This is a genomic window from Streptomyces sp. NPDC048560, from assembly GCF_040650955.1.
GTDB lineage: Bacteria > Actinomycetota > Actinomycetes > Streptomycetales > Streptomycetaceae > Streptomyces.
The window spans coordinates 96979-115350 of record NZ_JBEZIJ010000010.1 but is presented as its reverse complement, the minus strand read 5'-3'; the positions used below and the strand labels follow the sequence as shown (position 1 = coordinate 115350).

Sequence of the window (18372 nt, the reverse complement as noted above, 5' to 3'; positions counted from 1 at the left end):
CGTTAGGCGCTGGGCAGGCCCCGCTCTTCGATTTCCGCGACGATGTTGTTGATCAGGGCCATGACCTCGGTCGGCAGGCCCTCGGGTCCCATCTGCCTGCCCTTCAGCCCGCGGATCTTGCCGGCCTGCACGTTCGCGAGCAGAGTCAGTCCCTCGGCGACCTGCCTTTTGACCACGTCGCGGCTTCGGAAGAAGAGGGCGCTGACGCCGAAGGCAGCCGACAGCCCCTCCAGCACCGGTGGGGACGCCTCGGTCACCTCGCCGTTCCGCAGGTCCGCGACACCGGCAGCGGAGATCACCTGGGCACCGACGTAGGCGTTCACCGCACGGGCGATCTCCGCATCCGAGGGTGGCACGCTGTCGTCGTCCGGGTTCTCCAGGAGATACCGCATCTTGTCGGCGAGGCTCGTGGGCATCTCGGGGTGGGGCTCGGGAACCTCCACTCCGAAGGACCGTTCCTGTGCTGCCATCAGCTGCTCGACGCTCACGTCATACGCCTTGGCCAACGGCTCGACGTAGACGCCCGAGAGCCGCCGCTTGGCCCGCTCCGCGTTAGCCACCGGCCCGGCAGACTTGGTACCCAGGAGCCCCGGGACCTCGTTCTGGAAGAACCCGGCATCGGCCCGCAGGTCTGCCAGAGTGGGCAGACCATCACGCGGGAACATGGCATCGAGCGGCTGCCCCAGCGCCCGGGCGAGAGCTGGAAGCCTCTCCGGATCCGGGTGGCTCGTGCCCCTCTCCCACGCGGTCACGCTGGTCGCGTGGACTCCCACGGCGGTAGCCACGGCCTCCTGCGTCAGCTCGGCGGAGCGACGGAGCGCGCGTACACGCTGTCCATCGAAGATACGTGCCGGCATGCCCCTCCTCCCTTCCGTCCTGTCCTAGGTTCACTGTATTCAGGAAACCTAGTTTTAGCCACTTGTGCGGTTCGCCGAACGCAGATAACTTCGACTCGACGAACGGTACCGGCCGCCGACCAGGCCGCCTAGCCCTCGTGACTGTCTTGTCACCCGAGGGATCGGCGCTGGTCAGGATGCATGTCGTGACCTGTGAGGAGTTCTAGAGCGAAGTCTAGGTATTCCGGCAGGTTCTACGTATGTTCGTCGTCGCCCGCCGGTCACCAGGCCCGGCGGAGGACTCGGAGGGGGGCTGGGTGCGCAGCGGATGGACCTTACGGACTGGCTGAGCCAGGAAACAGCGACGGCGCCCGAGAGCGGGAACTCTCAGACGCCGGACGCTTCTGGCAGCACAACCGCCCACGAATGAGCGGACAGCCACCCAACATCGCCGAACCGGACCTTCTCACGGGCACACCGGTACGGCGGGTCACACCAGAGGAGAGTGTCGCATGGCGACCGCCCCGCGCAAAAGACCGGAGCATACGGCCGACCCCGCAACCCGCGATCAGGGGGGTGTCGCCTGATGGCCCGCATCCGCACGATCAAGCCGGAGATGTTCTGGTCGGAGGACCTCGCTGCGTGCGACGTCACCGCGATGGTGACCTTCCAGGGACTGCTCACGCAGGCCGATGACAGCGGGCGGTTCCTTGCACACCCGGCGATCATCGCCGGACAGGTGTGGCCGCTGCGTATCGAGCACACCCCCGCCCATGTGGCCAGGGACCTCGACCAGCTGGCCGCCGTCGGCATCATCTGCCGATACACCGGGTGCGACGACAAGGACTACTTGCACGTCGTGAAGTGGGACAAGCACCAGAAGATCGACCGACCCTCCGCGTCGCGCATGCCTCGGTGCCCCGCGCACCAGGCCGAGCGCCCGTGCAGCGAGTGCGGTAGCGCGGCCTGCCCCGCCTCCCCCGCCAAGGCGTCGGCGCCGACCACGGCAGCCGGGCTTGCCGGCAGCGCCTCGCAGGATTCGACGAATACTCGTCGAGTACTCGATCAGCCGGTTTCGCCCGATTCTGCGCCTGCGGCGCAGCCGGACCCCGCACCCGTCGGCTTCGGTACCGCCCCGCGATCCGCTCCGAAGGCCCCCCAGGAACCACTTTCCGACCTGCCGGGAGAAACCGCAGGTCAGAAGGCACTCGATGAGGGCTCGACACGAATACGCGAGGGCTCGTCGTCTGGATCTAGGATCTTGGATCCTGGATCAGTACCTACGGGGCGCCAGGCGCCAGCGTCTGGCGGCGTCTCGGAGAAGGTGTCCGCGAAGGACCTGGTGGCCGAGTACGTGAAGGGCTGCAGGCAGAAGCCGCCGAGCGACACGCGCGGGCTGCTGGGCCGGAAGATCAAGATGCTCCTCGACGAGGACTTCGCGCCCAGCGACATCCGCGCCGCCATGGACCTGCTGCGGAACAAGGGCCTGCATCCGAGCGTCCTGCCCAGCCTGGTGAACCAGGTCGTCAACGCCTCACCTCAGCACGCGGGCTCGACGCCGTCCTCCGCCTCCGGCGCGGGGCCATGGGCCAGCACTGGATCCGCCTACACGCCCTACTTCAACCCGGCGCCCGCGCCCACCACGTTCGGAGGAAGCCTGTGACCCGCGCCCGTCTCGCCGACCCGCAGCCCGCCGTCTCCGACCGCCTGCAAGCCCGCCTCGCCGCCCGCCTCGCCGCCCGCGGCATCAACCCGGCCGCCCCGGTCCTCGCGGACACTCCGGAGCCAATCCCGGCCCTGGAGGCAGCCCAGCGGCGCATCCCGTACGACTACCGGGACGCGTTCGCCGACCACCCGGCGGTCATGACCTGGGTGCGGACCATCGCCGACGCGGCTACCGCGCCGCACACCGATGACCACAACCCCCACTGGGGCAGTGGCGGGCGCCGGGTGATCGCCCGCGGACCCTCGCTCCTGCTGTGGGGCAACACCGGAGCAGGCAAGACCCGCCAGGCGTACGGGGCGATCCGCTCGCTCACCGCCGCCGGGTGCGCGGTCCGCTGGCACGCCATCAAGGCCGTCGACCTCTTCGGACAGATGCGCCAGCGCACCGGGGTAGACGTCGAGTGGCTGCTGCGCGATATCGCCCGGGTGCCGCTGCTGCTCCTGGACGACCTCGGCGCCGGCAAGTCCAGCGAGTGGAACGAGGAGATCACCTTCCGGCTGCTCGCCTGGCGCGGTGAGCACCACCTCCCGACGCTGGTCACCACCAACCTGGCACCGATCCGCACCGAGCACATGGACTCACGCCAGCCGGTGCTGCGCGACAAGGTGGGCGACCGGATCCTCTCCCGACTGTCCGGGATGTGCACCCCGGTCGAGTTCGACGGCCCGGACCGCCGCTTCCAGCGCGCCTGACCGGCCCCTTCTCCTCCCTCTCCCCTTCGGTGCGGCCCCGTAGCCGCTCCCCCTGTCCTGCCTCGCCGCCGAGCCGCACCCACACCGCTTCGCCGCTGGTGTGCCGCGCTGCCCGCCCGCCGGCCCATGAGGCGTACCCGGAGAACATCCCCATGCGCTACATCACCACCAACACCCCTCCCACCGACCTCCACGGGGTCGCCGATATCAGCTGGCACGCCCGAGCCGCCTGCAACGGAGTCGACCCCGCCACCGCGGACGAGTTGTTCTTCCACACACCCAACGACGACTACGCCATCGCGGAGGCGAAGGAGATCTGCAGCTGGTGCCCGGTCCGCCGCGAATGCTTCAACTACGCCCTGGACAACGAGATCAAGGAGGGCGTCTGGGGTGGCCTGACCGAGGCTGAGCGGGGGACCTGGCATGACCAGGTGGAGAACCGACTGGACTACAGCCGGGTGAAGGCGGTAATCGAAGGCCGGGACGTCCAGCTGAGCCGACTCGAACGCAAGACCCTCACCCGCTACGCGAGCGCCCAGGGCTGGAGCCCGAACCGCCTGGCTCACACCCTCCAGATCGGGGGCGAGTGGGCCCGTGACCTGCTCCGGGTGGAGGCTCGCGCCATCGAGAACCGCGACAACCACAACCTCGCCTCGGACCCGAATCCGGTCGAGACCGCCCGGCAGGCCGCCCTGGCCGGACAGCAGCCCCCGCCCTCCGGCCAGGCCCACGACGGTGACGGTCCCGAGCGCGACCGGAGCATTCCCCGTAAGGACAGGCGGGGCAAGGTCGTAGCGCGAAAGTCGAGGCCGGTGGCTCGTCACGTGCAGACACAGGCTCTGATCAACAACCTCCGGGAAGCCGTATGACCACCCCCGGCACGGGCCCCAGGTCCACGAGGAGCACCGAGTCCGCGGAGCGGTTCACCCTCGCCGCCGCCGGCGCCGTCATCGCGGCCCTGACCGCCGCCGCGTTCTGGCTGTCCTACGCACACCTGGCCGAGGTCGCCGGGCAGCACGGCCTGGCCAAGTCGCCCGAGCGGCAGTGGGCCTGGCCAGGCACCTTGGACGCCTTCATCGTCATCGGAGAACTGCTGATGCTGCGAGCGGGACTGCGGAAGGTCACCGACTGGTGGGCCGTGTCCCTCACCGCCATCGGATCGATCGGCTCCATCGCACTCAACGTCGCCGGCGTCAGCGGGACCGGCCCCGACCCGGTCCCCGTGCTGGACTACGTCGTCGCCGCCGTCCCGCCCACCGCAGCCTTGTTGGCCTTCGGGGTGCTGATGCGCCAGATTCACCAGCACGTCGCCACAGCCGACGACCGGGCTCCACTCCCCACGGAGACCGTCCCCGAAGGCGCCATGACCTTCCGGACGACCATTGGGGACCAGCCTTCCGCGCAGTCAGGGGATGGCAACGGGACGGCAGTCCCCGCCGGTGGGCACCATCGTGCGGAGGAACGTTCTGGTGGGGACCGGACGCGCACGGTCCCCGAGCAGAGGAACGGTCCCCACACGGTCCCCGACCCGCCGGTCCCCACCGGCCTCGATACGGCGGAGGCATCGGGGACCGTCTCCAGCCTGGGGACCGGGGACCGCCACAACGGGGACCGGCCACACACGGTCCCCTCGCAGAACCCCGGTCCCCACGCGGTCCCCGTCCCACAAGGGGACCGTCCCAAGGGGACCGACGGTCCCGGACATGGGGACCGTGGCGGGACCGGCGCCCCGGCGGGGACCGGCAACGAGCCCCGCGCGGTCCCCAACATCAAGGCCACCAGCGGGGACCGGATGGGCCACACGCCCGCAACGGTGCGGAACAACGGCGTCAGCAGGGACCGTCCCCGACACGACCGCACGTCCTCGGTCCCGGGGACCGGGGACCACCAGGGGACGGTCCCCGGGACCGAGACGGACGGTCCCCGTCCCCACCCCACGCCGGATGGGGACCAGGAAGACGCCGGGGACCGTGATGGGGACCGGGGTAACGCCGACCCTGAGGACCCGCCGGCGAAGCCGCGCCGGGGACCGGTCCCCAAAGCAAAGCGGGGGACGGGGAACCGCGTACCGGAGCGGTCCCGCAAGGGACCGGGACCGCGGTCCCGGTCCCGCCTCACCGAGGACGAGATCGTCGACCGGCTGCGTCCCCACGTGCGGAGCGCACTTGAACGGGACGGCAACGAGTCGGTCACCCGCGTGCAGCTGCGGGCGATCATGCGGGCCCAGCAGATCCCCATCCGCAACGACCGCCTCACCCCAGTCCTCGCCCGACTGCGCGACGACAACACCAAGACGAGGAGCCCCCGATGAAGACGTGCCCCCGCTTCACCCGCATCCGTGCCGACTTCGAGCGGGACATCCACTACCTCGGCAACCACGCTGCCCGCCACCCGGGCACCGCTCCGGCGAAGACCAGCGCCCGAACCGCCCTCGGCACCAAGCAGCGCATGGCCGAAGCCCTCACACGGCACTACGCGCACTGCCCCGAATGCGGATAGCCAACCCATAACGGTAGACGGATCGCTGCCTGAGGCGCTCCACAGGGTGGCTCGGACTTCTGCCGGGCCACCCTGCCGTCCGGGCAGCAAACTCCCGAACGCCCCTGCCGCACCCCCGACCGAACCAGCTCCACGAGGACCCGGACCCGATGACAAACCCGTCGAACAGCGCAACCACTGACACAGATCAGCCGGACCACAACTCGCTCTCGTGGCGAGCAAGTTATCCCATGAGTAGCACTCCCGTCGGGAGTGCTACTCATGGTGTCCCCGCCCCAGGGGAGGTGGGCCCAGGCAGGCACCAGGGGGCGCCGGCCAGGGAGGATGCGGCCGAGGGCGGACCGCATACCCAGGAGGAGACGCACTCGTGCCACAACCCACTCTGCGTGCATCGCGCACCCGAGAAACCGTCCGTCCGTAACCGTCTACGTAAGCCCGCCGCCGACAAACGCGTCCACATGATCGCTAGCCGATTCAACGACTCCGAGAAGCAGAGCCTCCTCGATGCCGCCAGTGCCAGCGCGATGACGGTGTCCGGCTTCCTCGCGCATGCCTCTCTCGCCGCCGCGCGCGATCTCTCCCGTACGGCTGCTGCGGTCGCCGGAGAACGCGAAATGCTGAACGAGCTGTTCGCCCTGCGCCGGCACCTCGGCCAGATCGGCAACAACGTCAACCAGGTGGCCAAGGCCTTGAACTCCGGCGCGGACGCACCCCATGCGGAGGCCGTGCTCGCGGCCGTACGCAGGGCGGCAGAGCGCGTCGACGACTTCACCCGCCGCCACGTCGAATCGGCGGGCTCCGTACGGTGATACCCCGAGTTCACAAGCGGGGGACCCGGACCATCGGGCTGCTGTACTACCTGTACGGTCCGGGCACCCACGAAGAGCACATCGACCCGCACTTGGTCGCCGCCTGGGACAGCCTCGCGCCGGATCCCGGACGCGATCCCGAAGCCACCCACCAGGCCCTGCAGCAGCTTCTGGATCTTCCCGTCGACTCCGTCGCCCCGAGCCGGCGACCGGCTAGGCACGTGTGGCACCTGTCCGTACGAGCGGCCCCCGAGGATCCTGTCCTCTCCGACGACCAGTGGGCGGACATCGCCCGGCGCATGGTTTCCGCTACGGGCATCGCTCCCGAGGATGGTCGGCCCGGGTGTCGGTGGGCCGCTGTCCGTCATGCGGACGACCACATCCACATCGTCGCCACCTTGGTTCGCGAGGACGGCCGCAAGCCCCGCCTGCACAACGATGCGGCCCGATCCCAGGCCGAAGCACGCCAGATCGAGATCGACTACGGCTTGCGGCGCCTCCATACCGGTGACGGCACGGCAGCCCAGCGCCCCACCAGCGCCGAGCGCCACAAGGCCGAGCGCCAAGGTCGCGAGCGGACCGCCCGGGAAGAACTGCGCGAGACCGTCCGCCGTGCGGTCGCCGGCACCCAGAGCGAAGGGGAGTTCTTCGAACGCCTTGCCTCGGCAGGTCTGCTCGTCCACAAGAGGGTCGCCCCGTCCGGCGATCTTCTCGGGTACAAGGTCGCGCTCCCCGACGACCGCAACAGGAAGGGCGAGCCGGTGTTCTACCCCGGCGCACGGCTCGCCCCGGACCTGTCCCTGCCCCGAATCCGCGAGCGCTGGAGCACCACGGTGGCCCCCGACCGGGACACCGAGGGAGTCACAGCAGATGCTCCGTTGCGCTCGGTGCCCGGGCCCGCTTCCGCACGGCGGGCCGCGACGACCGCCGCCTGGCAGGCGGTGCTGGTCTTCGACGACGGTGACGACGGCGCGATCTCCGCGCACATCGCGGCGGCCGGCGAAGTGCTGGACGCGCTCGCCAAGACCTCCGCCGCCCACACCCGCAAGCAACTGGGCGAGGCCGCCTTCGCGTTCGAGCGGGCCTCACGCTCCCACGTCCGGGCCGCCCGCGGTCACGACCGCACCCTGCGCCAGGCCGCCCGCGACCTCGTGCACGGCGGGCCGGCGCTCGGCCGAGGGGAGGACGGGGCGACCACCGCGATGCTTATCGACATGGCGTTCTTCCTCGTCACCGCCGCCGCAGCCTGGCACGGAAAGAAGGAGCACGCCCAGCAGGCCGCTGCTGCCCTCCAGGCCGCCGAACACCTGCGCGCCGCCTACCAGGCCGCGGCCAGCCACCCCATGGCCGCACTGCACCAGCGGGGCCGCCTGTTGCCCCCCGTACTCCAGCGGCGGCATGCCGCCGTCCTGCGCGCAGCGGTGCCGCATCTCGCCGAGCAGGTCCTGGCCGAGGCGGGCTGGCTGGCGCTCGCCTCCACCCTTGCCGACGCCGAAGCGGCTGGGCACGATCCCGCTGAACTCCTCGTGCAGGCCACTGGACGACGGGAGTTGGACACCGCATCGTCGGTCAGTGACGTCCTGGTGTGGCGGCTGCGCCGTCTGGCTGGGCTCCCCGCCGACGCGTCCGCCATGCCGCTCCACAGCAATCCCGCCAGCCAGCCGTCGCTTTCGCACACGGACGGCCCCGCAGACGTCCGCCAGGACAGCCGTGACCGGGGCCGTGGACATTGAGAGTTTCTAGAGTGGAACGACGACAGGGGTGTGGTGCACGATCTATGGTGCCCGGCAGGACAAGGACGAGGGGGAACCTTATGTTCGGACGCAATCGCGAACGACGAGAACGGCTCGAAGCCCAGCAGCGGTGGGAAGCGTGGACCGCGGGGCACGTCGAGCCGCCGCCGGGCCCGGACTCTCAGGAGCCGGCGGCCGTGCCGGTCGTGGACGACTTCCTGCCGCCCGACCTGCGCCTGCCGACGCGCGAGGAGCTGGCCGGGATGCTGATGGCCCACGACTTTCCGCTCGTCCTCGACGGCGAGGTCCGCGCCTGCTCCGAGTGCGGCGCGTACCGGAAGTGGATCGTCGCTAGCACCCCTGATGGGGTGTGGCTGCGGTGCCCGGCCGGCCACGAGGAGGTCGAGCCCCGGCTCGACGCGGCCTGGTACAACCGCATGAGCGGGCCCACCACCGGGCAGCACGCCACCTACGAGGAATGCCTGCGCTTCCTCGGCCACTGACCCCAACCCCTGCCACCCGTAACGCCGGAGGAGAACCCCATGGGGGTCCGGCCGTCAGACCCGCACGACCACACCAGGGGTTCACATGCGCATCCGCACCATCGCCACCGGCTTGACCGTTGCCGTCTCCCTCGCCATATCCGGGTGCTCCGGCAGTACGCCCGCAGGCTCCGCCTCCCCCCTCGGGAAGCCGTCGGGGCAGACCAAGTCCGGCGCCCCAGCGTCCAGCACCCCCCTGTCCGCTTCCGCGCTCGCCGGGCGCCTCCTCGTCGAGGCGGATCTCGGCCAGGACTACACGCGCAAGCCCGAGAAAACCGCCCGTCACGACGACACGACGGTGATCGGCTGCCCCGCACTGGAACAGCTCGGCGGTGACGCCGCCGCCGGCGGAAGCCTGGACTTCCCGAACAAGGCGACGGCCACATTCCTCTACAGCGGCAGCACCGGCTCCGAGATCTCCGAGGAGCTCTACAGCGATACCGCGCCGAAGCTGACCGACGGCACGAAGCGCATCTTCGAGGCGATGACCGGCTGCCCCGTCTACCAGCTGGTGATCGGCAGCAAGCCCGTGAAGATCGCCACGCAGAAGCTGGCCGCCCCCGCTCTGGGCGACGAGGCCTGGAGCCAGCTCCTCACCTTCACCGCCGGTGGGCAGGAAAGCATCGTGAAGCAGACCGCCGTCCGCACCGGGACCATCCTGCTGGTCGTCTCCGGATCACCGGCCCTGGTCGACTCCCATGTGGAGAAGGCCCTCACCAAGGCCCACCCCGCAAACTGACCCCAGCGCCTGACCGACCCCGCCGCTCTCCCGTGACCGGCGGGGTCGGACTGCAAGTAGAGCGGCGGCGCTCCAGTCGCTCAGGAACACGGACCCAGTCCCGCAGGTCCACAGCTCAGGCGGCGTGCCACCGTCCCGGAGGTTCATGTGGAGGGCATGGAGCGGCTGGGTACGCGTGGGGCGGATGACCTCGAAGGTCTGCACGCCCGAGCGCAGCCGGTAGCCTGCCGCGCATGAAGAAATGCGGCAGGTGTGGCAAGGCGTTCGACGAGGCACAGGCACGAGAGATCTTCGACCCCGAGTACGGGAAGAACATCTATGACGGAAAATACCGAGCTGAGGTCTGCTACGACTGCGTGATGCTCGACATGGATTCTGACGACGCCGAAGAGATCTGGTTCGAGTGCGACGACTGCGAAGGGACGAAGGAAGTGTTCGTCCCGGACGGCGAAGACGAGAACATCGGATCCCAACAGGAGTGCCCTGGCTGCGATGGCCTTGGGATGTACGAGGGCACACGGGATGACCTGCCGTCGACATCCAAGCGGGTCTTCAACTTCTGACTACCGCGTCTGCTCACCCAGAGGCGACTGGGAAGAGCCGCCGGGCTTGGGGAAAATCTCCGCACCGCCGCCTGCAAGTCCTTCATGATGACGGGCATGCACCCTCGCGACGAAGAGACATGGCGGGCTATCAGCCAGGGCAGCCGGGCCATCGACTGGGAGGCATGGTTCGGCAGCCCTGACGGTGCCGATTACCTCACCCCCGCTGGCCATGCCGTGACCGCACGCGCGGTGGCCGGGCTCACAACCTTCTTCGACAGCCGCTGGCTGCCCAAGGCCGTGGACCCTTCCTACGCTTCGGGCAGGGACAGCGATGCCTTCGTCGGATTGGGCCGTGCCGCCCCGGCACTCCAGATCCTGAACGGAGGCGAGCCAGGGGCGTGGGTGGACGCGGTGCGGTGGTGGGCCGCGTACGGCTACTTGGAAGAAGCCGGCGTGCCAGGCTTGGCCTCAGTCAGGCGGGACGCTCGCCGTGACGTCACCCTGTCCCGGTTCTTGCACACCCAGACGCAAGCACGGCTCGCGCTCCTGGGGGCGGCCCGTGGATACCGGGTCGAGCTGGAACCGGCGAAGGCCCGGGGCGGCCCCGGCGACGTCCGTATCGGTCCGGTCTTCATCGAGGTCGTTACCTTCGCCGAAGACCAAAAACTCAAGGACTATGAGCAGTTCCGTCAGGCCTGCCGGATGCACCTCTTCGCCTTGGACCGGGACGGCACCATCTACTGGGCAGGCGACTTCCCCGAGCTGCTCGACGATGACGACTTCGAAGCCTGGAAGCGGCGTACCGAGGAAGCCGCCCAACAGTGCGCGGACTTGGGAGCCGCGGTCGATGTCCTGAGCAAAGCCGGCAGACGCCTCACCGTGCACCCCGGCTCGGCCCCCGAAGGAACCACCCTGACCGGAGCCGCTGTGGAGAGCGACCAGGGGAGACGGCTCTTGGGCAAGGTGCGCGGCAAATGCCTCAAGACGGTGGGAGCCGGCACGGCATGGATCTGGGTGGAGGACCATAGCGGTCTCTTCAGCCTTCCGATGCCTTTCGCTGCGATGTCGCTCGCCGCCAAGACCGATGCCCTTGCAGACCTGCTGGCTCCGCTTTTGGAGGAGCACATTCACGTCGCCGGAATCGTCGTCTCGAACGCAGCGCGCCGACGGCTGCCGCTTCCGCCGGACGAGGATGCGCTCCGCCCCGCCGGGCAAGGATTCCGGCGGGGACTGCCTCTCGACCGTGTCCGCGAGACGATCGTGATTCCCCGGCGGATCCTTCTGCCCGAACAGACCGCCCTCATAGCCAGAATGTGCGATGCCGAAGCCGATGCGCTCGACTGGGCCCTGAGGAAGCTCGGCGTTCCCGGGGGCGTGGCATCGCTGCTGGCCGGCCCCTCGACGACGCGGCGGGTTTCCCCGCTGTGGACCCCCTGAGATAGCCAAGGCGCCAGCCGATCATTCTGACACGATCCGTAAGCGGGCCCACCCCGTGCTCAGGAGGCCTCGACCTGCTCTGTGGATCTCTCCCCGCCGCCGCGCCGCTCGTTACATCTCGCTTCGCGGGGCGGGCAGTGCGGTAGCGCTGTCGGCGGTGAAGGGGCGCTGGATGCTCAGGAACCGGTCGCGGTGGACGCGGGCATCGGTGACGCGATCCTCGCCGGGGAGAAAGACGACGAGGTCGACGTGGCTTTCGTAGCGGTGCCGGGATGCGGCGACGACGTGGTGGGCTTCACCGCAGCCGGAGAGCGTGTACCGGTCGCCCGGGTCCAGCATCCACGCACGGTCCTCGAAGGCTCCGTGCACGTCCACATCCCATGCAGCCGTATGCGCACGCATCTCCGGCAGGATGTACATCTGGCGGAAGATCTCTTCTTCCGCCCACAGGCGCAGGCAGGCAGGGCATTCGGGAGCCCTGGAGTCCCGACGGGCGGGCTGCCGTTCGCCGCAGTACGTCTGACCGGTGGCACCGTTGCGGCGGTGGCCGAAGGTGAGGCGTCCGACGTCGGGAAGGGCCCACAGCGGGCTCTCGTCGCTGTGGCACGGCTCGGCTGCGGGCAGGGCAAGTTCACCCGCCCGTCCGCGCAGTGCGTCCAGGGTCCGGGTGAGGTGGGCGCAATTGGCACAGGCCCGTTTGCCGGTGGCGCGGCAATAGTCGAGGGGCTTGCCGCAGTAACCGAGAAGGTGTCCGGGGATCGGGCGGTGGGCAGCTGCGCTGCGTCCCGCACCGACTGCGGGACGGGCTTCAACCTCCCCAGGGTGAGGCGGGGTCGTCAGCACCAGGAGAGCCCGCGTACAGCTCTGGCAGGTCTGGTGGGCTGTGCGGTCACCGATCGGGGCGAGGTCGGGTGAGTGTGTGGCGCACGCCGTCAGGGGCTCGCCGCTTCCGAACATCACGCCGTAGTGGGCGACGCCGTTGGTGCGGCTGATGGACAGTCGGATCAGGGGGTAGGGCAACGGGCCTCCTGGTGGCCGGAGAAGGTGGGCATGCCGAAGGGGGCTGCCGTCGGTGGGGAAGGACGGACGGCAGCCCGTTGCGGTGCAGGCCGGCAGTGTCAGCCAGGGAGGCTGAAGGTAAGACGTCCTGTGGCGAGTTCCGGCAGGATGCGGCGTCGTACCGGGGCGGGCGAGGCGATCGATGCGGCGAAGGCCGCGACCAGGTCGTGCGGGGTGCTGGCGCTGAAGGTCGCGCACCAGAGGTAGGGGGCGCCGAGGACCGGTTCGGCCCACGCCTGCCAGCCCACAAGATCCGGGCGCGGGTCCCCGTCCTGGATCCCCGCCGGCAGCTCCCCCCAGGTGAAGCCGGCAGACATTCCCGTGTCCCAGGCAGTGGTCTCCGGGTGGTCGAAGTCCCGGAGCCAGCCCAGGGCCGTCAGCGCCGACATGACGGCCTCCGGGCCGGAATAGTTGATGACGGGATCGGTCCGGGCCTCGACGGCGAGGAGGAAGTCCGCGATGGCCTCGTGCGGAGTATCGGGCGTGAAGTACGCGTTCCACTCAGCCAGGGCATCGCCCCGGTGCGTGCGGGCGGAAATTTGCCAGGCCACGGGCAGTCCGCCCAGCAGGAAGGCGTGGTCGGTGCGGATCCACTCGGCGCCACACAACCCGTTCGGGCTCAGGAGGAGCAGGGTGCTGCGAGCCGTCGTCCAGCTCGTCCAGCCGGACTCGGCGAGGGTGTCGCAGATCCGGTCGGCGAGGACACCGTCGTCGCCGGCGAGGTGGCGGGGAGTGACCCAGTACGAAGGGCCGGGGTTGGGGGTGGACGGGTAGCGGGAAGAGCGGGGGTTCAGGGGCGCCTCCAAGGCGGTACGGAACGGGGAGCGGACTACTGGTTGCCGGTGGCGCTTCGGCGCCGGCGGGGCGGGGCTTCGAACGGCTTGTGCCAGGTCAGGTCAACGGCCACAGACTTGGGCAGGGGGCCGAGCTGCTCGCCGCCGTCGGCGACGTAGACGATGGTCCGGCCCTGGGGGTCGAGGGTGCTGACGATGGATCCTGCCGTGTGCTCCATCGGGAAGAGCGGGTTGATGGCCATCCGGAAGGTGGCATCGCGGTCGAAGGCGGAGAGTCGGTCGATGATCTCGCCGACGGTGTACTCCGGGTCCAAGGTGTTCTCCTTCATCATCAACAGGACGCGTGCGCAGGGATCGTGCCGCAGCGCACGCGGGATAGAGGTCAGTGCGAGCGTATGGGTGCAGAGGTGGCAATGACCTCAGCCACCACCGCTGCTACGACCTGGGCAGGGGTCTCGGTGTCGAAAATGACGCGATACCCGGGAACCGTGGCCGTTCCCGTGATGGCTATCACCCAGCCATCGCCGTCCGTGCCGGGCCGCCCCGTAGGGAACCAGCCGAGGTAGAAGCGGCCGTCGCGGGAGTTGATATGCATATCGGCCCGGTCGTCCACGACGAGTTTGAAGTCCTCGTCGGTGAACTGGTCGATCACGCTGGCCGGCTGTCCAGGGCCGAGGCGCCAAGTGCGGAGCCGAAGGGCCTCGATCGTCGTAGAGAATCCGGGTTTCGCTGTGTCCACGGTCAACGGCAGACACCTCTCTGACCTGGGGTTTCTTGGGAAGGTGTCTACGTTGGCATCCGTTGCCGCGTTGCACCAGTCCTTTGGGGTTCTTTCCTGTCTGCCCCGGGCGAACTGGCATCCGTCAGCACCACTGCAGGGTCTCAGGCTTCGTGGCCATCTCGGATTCGATGGCCACCGTTGGCCAGCTGGCCACGCCACGGAATCCCAGTCGGCGGCGCCACCCGCTCGAATGTCACCTGATCAGCGCGGCAGGTCCGACAGCAACCCCAGCACCAGGTCCAGTGCCCGACGCCATGGTTCCACCCTGGCGAATCGTCCCGCGATGTGGCCCATCAGGGCCTCGAACATGTCCTGCCAGCGGGCAGGATCTCGCACACAGATGATCACCGGTGGCTGCGCCCCGTGCTCGGACCAGTCTCTACCAGCAAAAACACGATCTGCAGTCGGAGCACTAGTAGCCTCATCTAGTGACAATCTTCGACTGGTGCCGACAGTGCGGCGGCCACGGGCCGATGACCGAGGAGCACCTTCCGCCAAAAGTCGCGGGCAACAAGTCACCCATCACCGTGTACAGCGAGCAAGACGGAGCGCTGACGGTACTTCGGAGCTTTGAGGCGGGCCACACGATTCCGTCGCTCTGCAGGGCTGACAACAACAAGGCCAGCCACCGGGGTCTGCCGGAGGCGTACGCGCTCTGGCGCGATGACACCATCGGCCACCTCCGGGAAGCTGCTGCGGCGTTCCACCAGGTCAGTGGTCAGCCGCACAACGACCTGTTCTTCATCGCCGGCCGAGAAGGCGGTGCCTTCACGCTGCCGATGGAGCACGGGACGAAGCTCGGGTCAGAGCACATCACGAACTTGAATCCCGGCAAGATCGTTCGCCAGGTGCTCGGCATGATGCTGGCCGTACAGGACACGCGCTATCTACTAGACACACAGCCGCAGTTGGCCGCTGCATACCACTCCGACGAGCCGACGTCGATCGAGCCGTTCGCGTTGCAGCTGGCACTCGCCAACTCTGGCCTGTGCTACTTTCGAAACGGTGTGCTATCCGTGTCCGTCGGCCTCACCGGCCAGGGCACAAGCAGCACCGAGTTCTGGGCCGTCTCGTTCCCACCGTTCCTCATCTTCTTGACCAGTGGGCCGAAGGCGCCCATCGAGGCAACTCGTATCGACCACTGGCTCGAATACCCCGTGAGCCGCGCATTCAGCAAGCGTGATCGGAAAATGCGCTACCCGATTGCCGACCCGCGCGAGCTACTTGTTGCCAAGCTCTACCAAGATCAGCGGAGGCTCGAAGAGATGGGTGGTTAATGCTCCAGCCCTGGACGGCCTGATTCCGCTGGCCCTGTGAGCGGCTCGCGTAAGGGCTCGTCAGGCCCTCGGCTTGCGGTGGCGTCCGGTACCCGGAGCCAAGGGATTACGCCCCATGACCGGGCCGGTCGCCTCGGCCTGGTCGACGGGCGTTCTTTCCGGCAGCGGGTAGAGGGCGAGCCGGGCCGCTGCGTAGTTTTCCACGGTCATGAGCGGCTGCCAGGCGAAGCCATCCCACTCCAAGATCATGCGCGGGGCATCGGGGTCGATGTGGGCGGCGCGCTGCGGGCCGACGCCGAGGGTGATGGCCTTGAGTTCGCCGGGCTTACGTAGGCGCCCTTGCCGGCGGGCAGCCCAGCGTTCGAGGGGTTCGTCGGTCATGGTCGCACCTCCGTGAGGGGCAGCACCCTACCGAAGCCGGACAGCACTCCGCCCCCTTCTCCCAGGATGGAAGGAGGGGGCGGTCGTGGGGACTGCTCTTGTGCTACGGCTTGTAGAGGAAGGCCTGACCGAGCAGGAACGTCCGGTAGCTCGTGGTGGTGGGTACCGACGGCTCGTACGGCTCTTCCCGCCGGATCGTCGTGGATTCAACCCTGCCCAGTCGGTCCAGCGAGTCCTCGTACCGGCGTGGCTCAAGTCGCGTGTACTCGTGGACGGTCGGAGGGCGGCGGTCGAAGCGGGGGTCGACCCCGCCGAGGGGCACCTCGTGCAATGCGCCGTCAGGAGTCGGCACGGCAAGGTGCTCCAGTCCGACCCGCGGGTTCAGAGCACGTTCCGCCCGCCTTACCGCTCCTTCGGTGAAGCCGCCAGCCGCGTAGAGGATGCCTCGCTCTGCGCCCAGATCAAGCAGTTTGCCGATGAACTCGTCGACCGTTCCGATCGAGACGCGACGTCCGTAGCACTTAGCTTCGAAGACCACTTGGAGTGTCTGGCCGGCGATCGAGCCCACTGCCAGCGCGTCGATCTGGCGGGCGACGCCGCTCAGCTCGCCGGTTCGCGACTCGTTGTGCGTGATGGACGCATTTGCGTCCAGGGCCTGAACGAGCGCGGCCACCCGCATCTCATACGCCAGCCAGAAGGCGGCATCAGCGGGCTTCCTCATCTTGGTTCGCCCGTTTGGAGCAGTCGTCATCGCAGAACTCTAACCGGCCTGGCCACAGGCTCCTGAAGTTCATCAGCCAGGGCATCGTCAGCCTCCTGGGGTACTCACCGCACGAGCGAAGGCAACTCACGGACATACGGCTCACCGCAGATGTCCAGGGGTACTTCGGTCATGAAGACGCGGATCCTGCCGCTTCATCGCCGCGGCTACGTAGGCGCACAAGGGCCCCAGAAACCCCTGTTGCTCGGGTTCCTGGGGCCTGCTGGTGTGGGTATTCGGCTATCGGGTTCCGGTCAGCTGGTGGGCTGGTCGTCCTCGGTCGTGTTGCGGCGCCGTCGTACGGCGAGCACTGCGCCGCCGCCTGCGGCGATCAGCACTCCCGCTCCGGCGAGCAGCCATCCGGTGGCGTCGGCGCCTGTCTGGGCGAGGGAGCCCGTGGGGGCGGGCGAGGAGGTGCTGGAGATGGTCTGTTCCGGGGTCGGGGCCGCCGAGCTGGTGGGCGGCTGCGAGGTGGCCGGCGTGCTCGGGGTCGGCTTGGTGGACGGTGTGATCGGCGGGGTGGTGGGGGTCGTCGGGGTAGGCGCCGGGGTGGTGGGCGGCTGGGTCGGCTGCTCCTTCTTCGTGTTGGTGAAGGCGGCGGTGACCGCGGCGCCGGGCTTGGCGGTGATCTTCGCCGGGGAGGAGTCCAGCTGGTAGCCGTCGGGGGCCTTGGCCTCGGTGGCGGTGTAGCTGGTGCCGGCGCGGGCGGCGACCGGGAGCTTGGCGGTGGCGGTGCCGTCCTTGCCCGTGGTCAGGGTGACGGGCTTGCCGTCGCCGGAGGTGGGGGTGATGTTGATGACCGCGCCGACGAGCGGCTTGCCGCTGGCCTTGTCGGTCTTGGTAACCGTGAGGTCAGCGGGCTTGAACGGATCGACGACGGCGAGCTTCACGGTCTGTCCGGGGGTGACGATGACGTCCTGGTCCGGTGCGAGGTCGTGGATCGGGCTGCCGGACGCGGTCTCCTTCAGTCGCCAGACGCCGGGGGCGACGCCTTCGAAGCGAAGGACACCGTCCGCGTTGGTCTTGCCGGTCAGGGCCTTGGTCCCGTTAAGGGTGTCGAGCAGGTTGAACTCGGCGCCCGCGAGGAGGGCTCCGTCGGGGTCCTTCTTGGTGATCTCGACGGTGCCGGGCTGCGGTTCGTGGGCTTCCGCCCAGGCGGTCGGGGCGCTGAGCAGTGTGCTCGCCACGAGGGCCGCCACGGTTGCGGTGACTACGGTCGGGAAGCGGTTGGTGGCGCTGGAGTGCATGGAGGGAGTGATGTCCTTGACTGTGGAGGGCGGTGTGCCGGTGCGGCGTCGGGGCCGGAGGTCAGTGGGAGCGGCCGGAAGCGGGGCGCACGGTAGGCAGAGTGGGCAGACTCGGGCGGGAGTGATCGGCTGCCGGGGAGGGGGCCCAGATCTGGGTGTAGTGCGTGATGGCGCGGCGAAGACCGGTCAGGTCGGCGCCCTTCCAGGGCGGGGGCCCGTTCTCGTGCCAGTCGCGGATGCGGGCGTAGCCGTCCCATCCGGGGCCGATGCCCGTTGCCGCGTCACGCCGGGCGAAGGTCTGGTGGTCGGCGAAGGAGAGGGAGGCCGTGTCCAGGGCTCCTCGGTCGGGATGGATGACCGCCAGGCGCAGGCCGTCGTATTCCCGGTGGCGGATCGTGCTCTGAAAGTCGATGCGGATCCGCACAGGGGAATCGGCTACGGGGCTGCCGTAGTAGGTGTTCCCCACGACTGCGCCGACGGGGAAGGGTGGCTGGAGTTCGGCGAAAAACTCCGCT

21 protein-coding genes and 1 pseudogene are annotated in these 18372 nt (G+C 69.0%); 12 read left to right on the top strand and 10 right to left on the bottom strand.

Going from position 1 to position 18372, the window contains the following annotated elements; translation table 11 throughout:
- Window positions 1–2: 2 nt before the first annotated feature.
- Window positions 3–857, bottom strand: coding sequence for a helix-turn-helix domain-containing protein (locus AB0C82_RS25800; protein ID WP_362846172.1), 855 nt, complete (start codon window positions 855–857; stop codon window positions 3–5).
- Window positions 858–1422: 565 nt separating this feature from the next.
- Here AB0C82_RS25800 and AB0C82_RS25795 point away from each other — a divergent pair.
- The 11 genes and pseudogenes from AB0C82_RS25795 to AB0C82_RS25745 all read left to right on the top strand — a co-directional run bounded on the left by AB0C82_RS25795 (window position 1423) and on the right by AB0C82_RS25745 (window position 11558).
- Window positions 1423–2499 carry a hypothetical protein gene (locus tag AB0C82_RS25795; RefSeq protein WP_267803812.1) on the top strand — a complete coding sequence of 359 codons (1077 nt, stop codon included), beginning with the start codon at window positions 1423–1425 and terminating at the stop codon, window positions 2497–2499.
- Window positions 2496–3254 (top strand): ATP-binding protein, encoded by a 759-nt coding sequence (locus AB0C82_RS25790; protein WP_267803811.1) that lies wholly within the window; start codon window positions 2496–2498, stop codon window positions 3252–3254. The genes AB0C82_RS25795 and AB0C82_RS25790 overlap by 4 nt, the downstream gene beginning before the upstream one ends.
- Window positions 3255–3406: 152 nt before the next feature.
- Window positions 3407–4123 carry a WhiB family transcriptional regulator gene (locus AB0C82_RS25785; RefSeq protein ID WP_362846170.1) on the top strand — a complete coding sequence of 239 codons (717 nt, stop codon included), beginning with the start codon at window positions 3407–3409 and terminating at the stop codon, window positions 4121–4123.
- Window positions 4120–4563 (top strand): annotated as a pseudogene (locus AB0C82_RS25780) (DUF2637 domain-containing protein); the annotation flags it as partial. The gene AB0C82_RS25785 and the pseudogene AB0C82_RS25780, both read left to right, overlap by 4 nt.
- Before the next feature lie 998 nt (window positions 4564–5561).
- Complete coding sequence (locus tag AB0C82_RS25775; RefSeq protein WP_266445732.1) at window positions 5562–5753, top strand: hypothetical protein; 192 nt, start codon at window positions 5562–5564, stop codon at window positions 5751–5753.
- Between the two features lie 458 nt (window positions 5754–6211).
- Window positions 6212–6562 carry a plasmid mobilization relaxosome protein MobC gene (gene mobC / locus AB0C82_RS25770; RefSeq protein ID WP_267803809.1) on the top strand — a complete coding sequence of 117 codons (351 nt, stop codon included), beginning with the start codon at window positions 6212–6214 and terminating at the stop codon, window positions 6560–6562.
- Window positions 6559–8295, top strand: a complete 1737-nt coding sequence (locus AB0C82_RS25765) for a relaxase/mobilization nuclease domain-containing protein (RefSeq protein WP_362846168.1) — start codon at window positions 6559–6561, stop codon at window positions 8293–8295. The genes mobC and AB0C82_RS25765 overlap by 4 nt, the downstream gene beginning before the upstream one ends.
- 80 nt (window positions 8296–8375) lie before the next feature.
- Window positions 8376–8798 carry a hypothetical protein gene (locus tag AB0C82_RS25760; protein WP_362846166.1) on the top strand — a complete coding sequence of 141 codons (423 nt, stop codon included), beginning with the start codon at window positions 8376–8378 and terminating at the stop codon, window positions 8796–8798.
- Window positions 8799–8883: 85 nt separating this feature from the next.
- Window positions 8884–9576, top strand: coding sequence for a hypothetical protein (locus AB0C82_RS25755; protein WP_362846165.1), 693 nt, complete (start codon window positions 8884–8886; stop codon window positions 9574–9576).
- Between the two features lie 233 nt (window positions 9577–9809).
- Entirely contained in the window at window positions 9810–10139 is a 330-nt protein-coding gene (locus AB0C82_RS25750) for a hypothetical protein (RefSeq protein WP_362846163.1), read from the top strand.
- 96 nt (window positions 10140–10235) lie between these two features.
- Window positions 10236–11558: a hypothetical protein gene (locus AB0C82_RS25745; protein WP_362846161.1), complete on the top strand. Its 1323-nt coding sequence runs from the start codon at window positions 10236–10238 to the stop codon at window positions 11556–11558.
- 111 nt (window positions 11559–11669) lie between these two features.
- On the opposite strand, the gene AB0C82_RS25740 is transcribed toward AB0C82_RS25745, so the two are convergent.
- From AB0C82_RS25740 to AB0C82_RS25720, 5 genes are all read right to left on the bottom strand, one after another.
- Complete coding sequence (locus AB0C82_RS25740) at window positions 11670–12578, bottom strand: hypothetical protein (RefSeq protein WP_362846159.1); 909 nt, start codon at window positions 12576–12578, stop codon at window positions 11670–11672.
- Window positions 12579–12676: 98 nt separating this feature from the next.
- Window positions 12677–13423 carry a DUF317 domain-containing protein gene (locus AB0C82_RS25735; protein ID WP_362846157.1) on the bottom strand — a complete coding sequence of 249 codons (747 nt, stop codon included), beginning with the start codon at window positions 13421–13423 and terminating at the stop codon, window positions 12677–12679.
- Between the two features lie 23 nt (window positions 13424–13446).
- Complete coding sequence (locus AB0C82_RS25730; protein ID WP_362846155.1) at window positions 13447–13743, bottom strand: hypothetical protein; 297 nt, start codon at window positions 13741–13743, stop codon at window positions 13447–13449.
- Window positions 13744–13793: 50 nt separating this feature from the next.
- On the bottom strand, window positions 13794–14156 hold the full coding sequence (locus AB0C82_RS25725) for a DUF317 domain-containing protein (protein WP_341622072.1): 363 nt from the start codon (window positions 14154–14156) through the stop codon (window positions 13794–13796).
- A gap of 237 nt (window positions 14157–14393) precedes the next feature.
- A complete protein-coding gene (locus AB0C82_RS25720; RefSeq protein WP_362846674.1) occupies window positions 14394–14528 on the bottom strand; it encodes a hypothetical protein in 135 nt (44 codons plus the stop codon).
- Between the two features lie 92 nt (window positions 14529–14620).
- Here AB0C82_RS25720 and AB0C82_RS25715 point away from each other — a divergent pair, with 92 nt between their 5' ends.
- Complete coding sequence (locus tag AB0C82_RS25715; RefSeq protein WP_362846153.1) at window positions 14621–15469, top strand: hypothetical protein; 849 nt, start codon at window positions 14621–14623, stop codon at window positions 15467–15469.
- 60 nt (window positions 15470–15529) lie between these two features.
- On the opposite strand, the gene AB0C82_RS25710 is transcribed toward AB0C82_RS25715, so the two are convergent.
- From AB0C82_RS25710 to AB0C82_RS25695, 4 genes are all read right to left on the bottom strand, one after another.
- Entirely contained in the window at window positions 15530–15850 is a 321-nt protein-coding gene (locus AB0C82_RS25710) for a DUF6087 family protein (protein WP_362846151.1), read from the bottom strand.
- A gap of 103 nt (window positions 15851–15953) precedes the next feature.
- Window positions 15954–16601 (bottom strand): restriction endonuclease, encoded by a 648-nt coding sequence (locus tag AB0C82_RS25705; RefSeq protein WP_362846149.1) that lies wholly within the window; start codon window positions 16599–16601, stop codon window positions 15954–15956.
- A 263-nt stretch (window positions 16602–16864) separates the two neighbouring features.
- Window positions 16865–17857, bottom strand: coding sequence for a SpaA isopeptide-forming pilin-related protein (locus tag AB0C82_RS25700; RefSeq protein ID WP_362846147.1), 993 nt, complete (start codon window positions 17855–17857; stop codon window positions 16865–16867).
- A 61-nt stretch (window positions 17858–17918) separates the two neighbouring features.
- Window positions 17919–18323: a hypothetical protein gene (locus AB0C82_RS25695; RefSeq protein WP_362846145.1), complete on the bottom strand. Its 405-nt coding sequence runs from the start codon at window positions 18321–18323 to the stop codon at window positions 17919–17921.
- Between the last annotated feature and the right edge of the window lie 49 nt (window positions 18324–18372).

Excerpts from the sequence above, each read along its gene's own strand:
- AB0C82_RS25755 (WP_362846165.1), top strand. The coding sequence starts at position 8,884 with ATGCGCATCCGCACCATCGCCACCGGCTTGACCGTTGCCGTCTCCCTC.
- AB0C82_RS25710 (WP_362846151.1), bottom strand. The coding sequence starts at position 15,850 with ATGACCGACGAACCCCTCGAACGCTGGGCTGCCCGCCGGCAAGGGCGC.
- AB0C82_RS25700 (WP_362846147.1), bottom strand. The coding sequence starts at position 17,857 with ATGCACTCCAGCGCCACCAACCGCTTCCCGACCGTAGTCACCGCAACC.
- AB0C82_RS25785 (WP_362846170.1), top strand. The coding sequence starts at position 3,407 with ATGCGCTACATCACCACCAACACCCCTCCCACCGACCTCCACGGGGTC.
- AB0C82_RS25745 (WP_362846161.1), top strand. The coding sequence starts at position 10,236 with ATGCACCCTCGCGACGAAGAGACATGGCGGGCTATCAGCCAGGGCAGC.
- AB0C82_RS25795 (WP_267803812.1), top strand. The coding sequence starts at position 1,423 with ATGGCCCGCATCCGCACGATCAAGCCGGAGATGTTCTGGTCGGAGGAC.
- AB0C82_RS25750 (WP_362846163.1), top strand. The coding sequence starts at position 9,810 with ATGAAGAAATGCGGCAGGTGTGGCAAGGCGTTCGACGAGGCACAGGCA.
- AB0C82_RS25800 (WP_362846172.1), bottom strand. The coding sequence starts at position 857 with ATGCCGGCACGTATCTTCGATGGACAGCGTGTACGCGCGCTCCGTCGC.
- mobC (WP_267803809.1), top strand. The coding sequence starts at position 6,212 with ATGATCGCTAGCCGATTCAACGACTCCGAGAAGCAGAGCCTCCTCGAT.
- AB0C82_RS25775 (WP_266445732.1), top strand. The coding sequence starts at position 5,562 with ATGAAGACGTGCCCCCGCTTCACCCGCATCCGTGCCGACTTCGAGCGG.
- AB0C82_RS25730 (WP_362846155.1), bottom strand. The coding sequence starts at position 13,743 with ATGATGAAGGAGAACACCTTGGACCCGGAGTACACCGTCGGCGAGATC.
- AB0C82_RS25705 (WP_362846149.1), bottom strand. The coding sequence starts at position 16,601 with ATGACGACTGCTCCAAACGGGCGAACCAAGATGAGGAAGCCCGCTGAT.
- AB0C82_RS25760 (WP_362846166.1), top strand. The coding sequence starts at position 8,376 with ATGTTCGGACGCAATCGCGAACGACGAGAACGGCTCGAAGCCCAGCAG.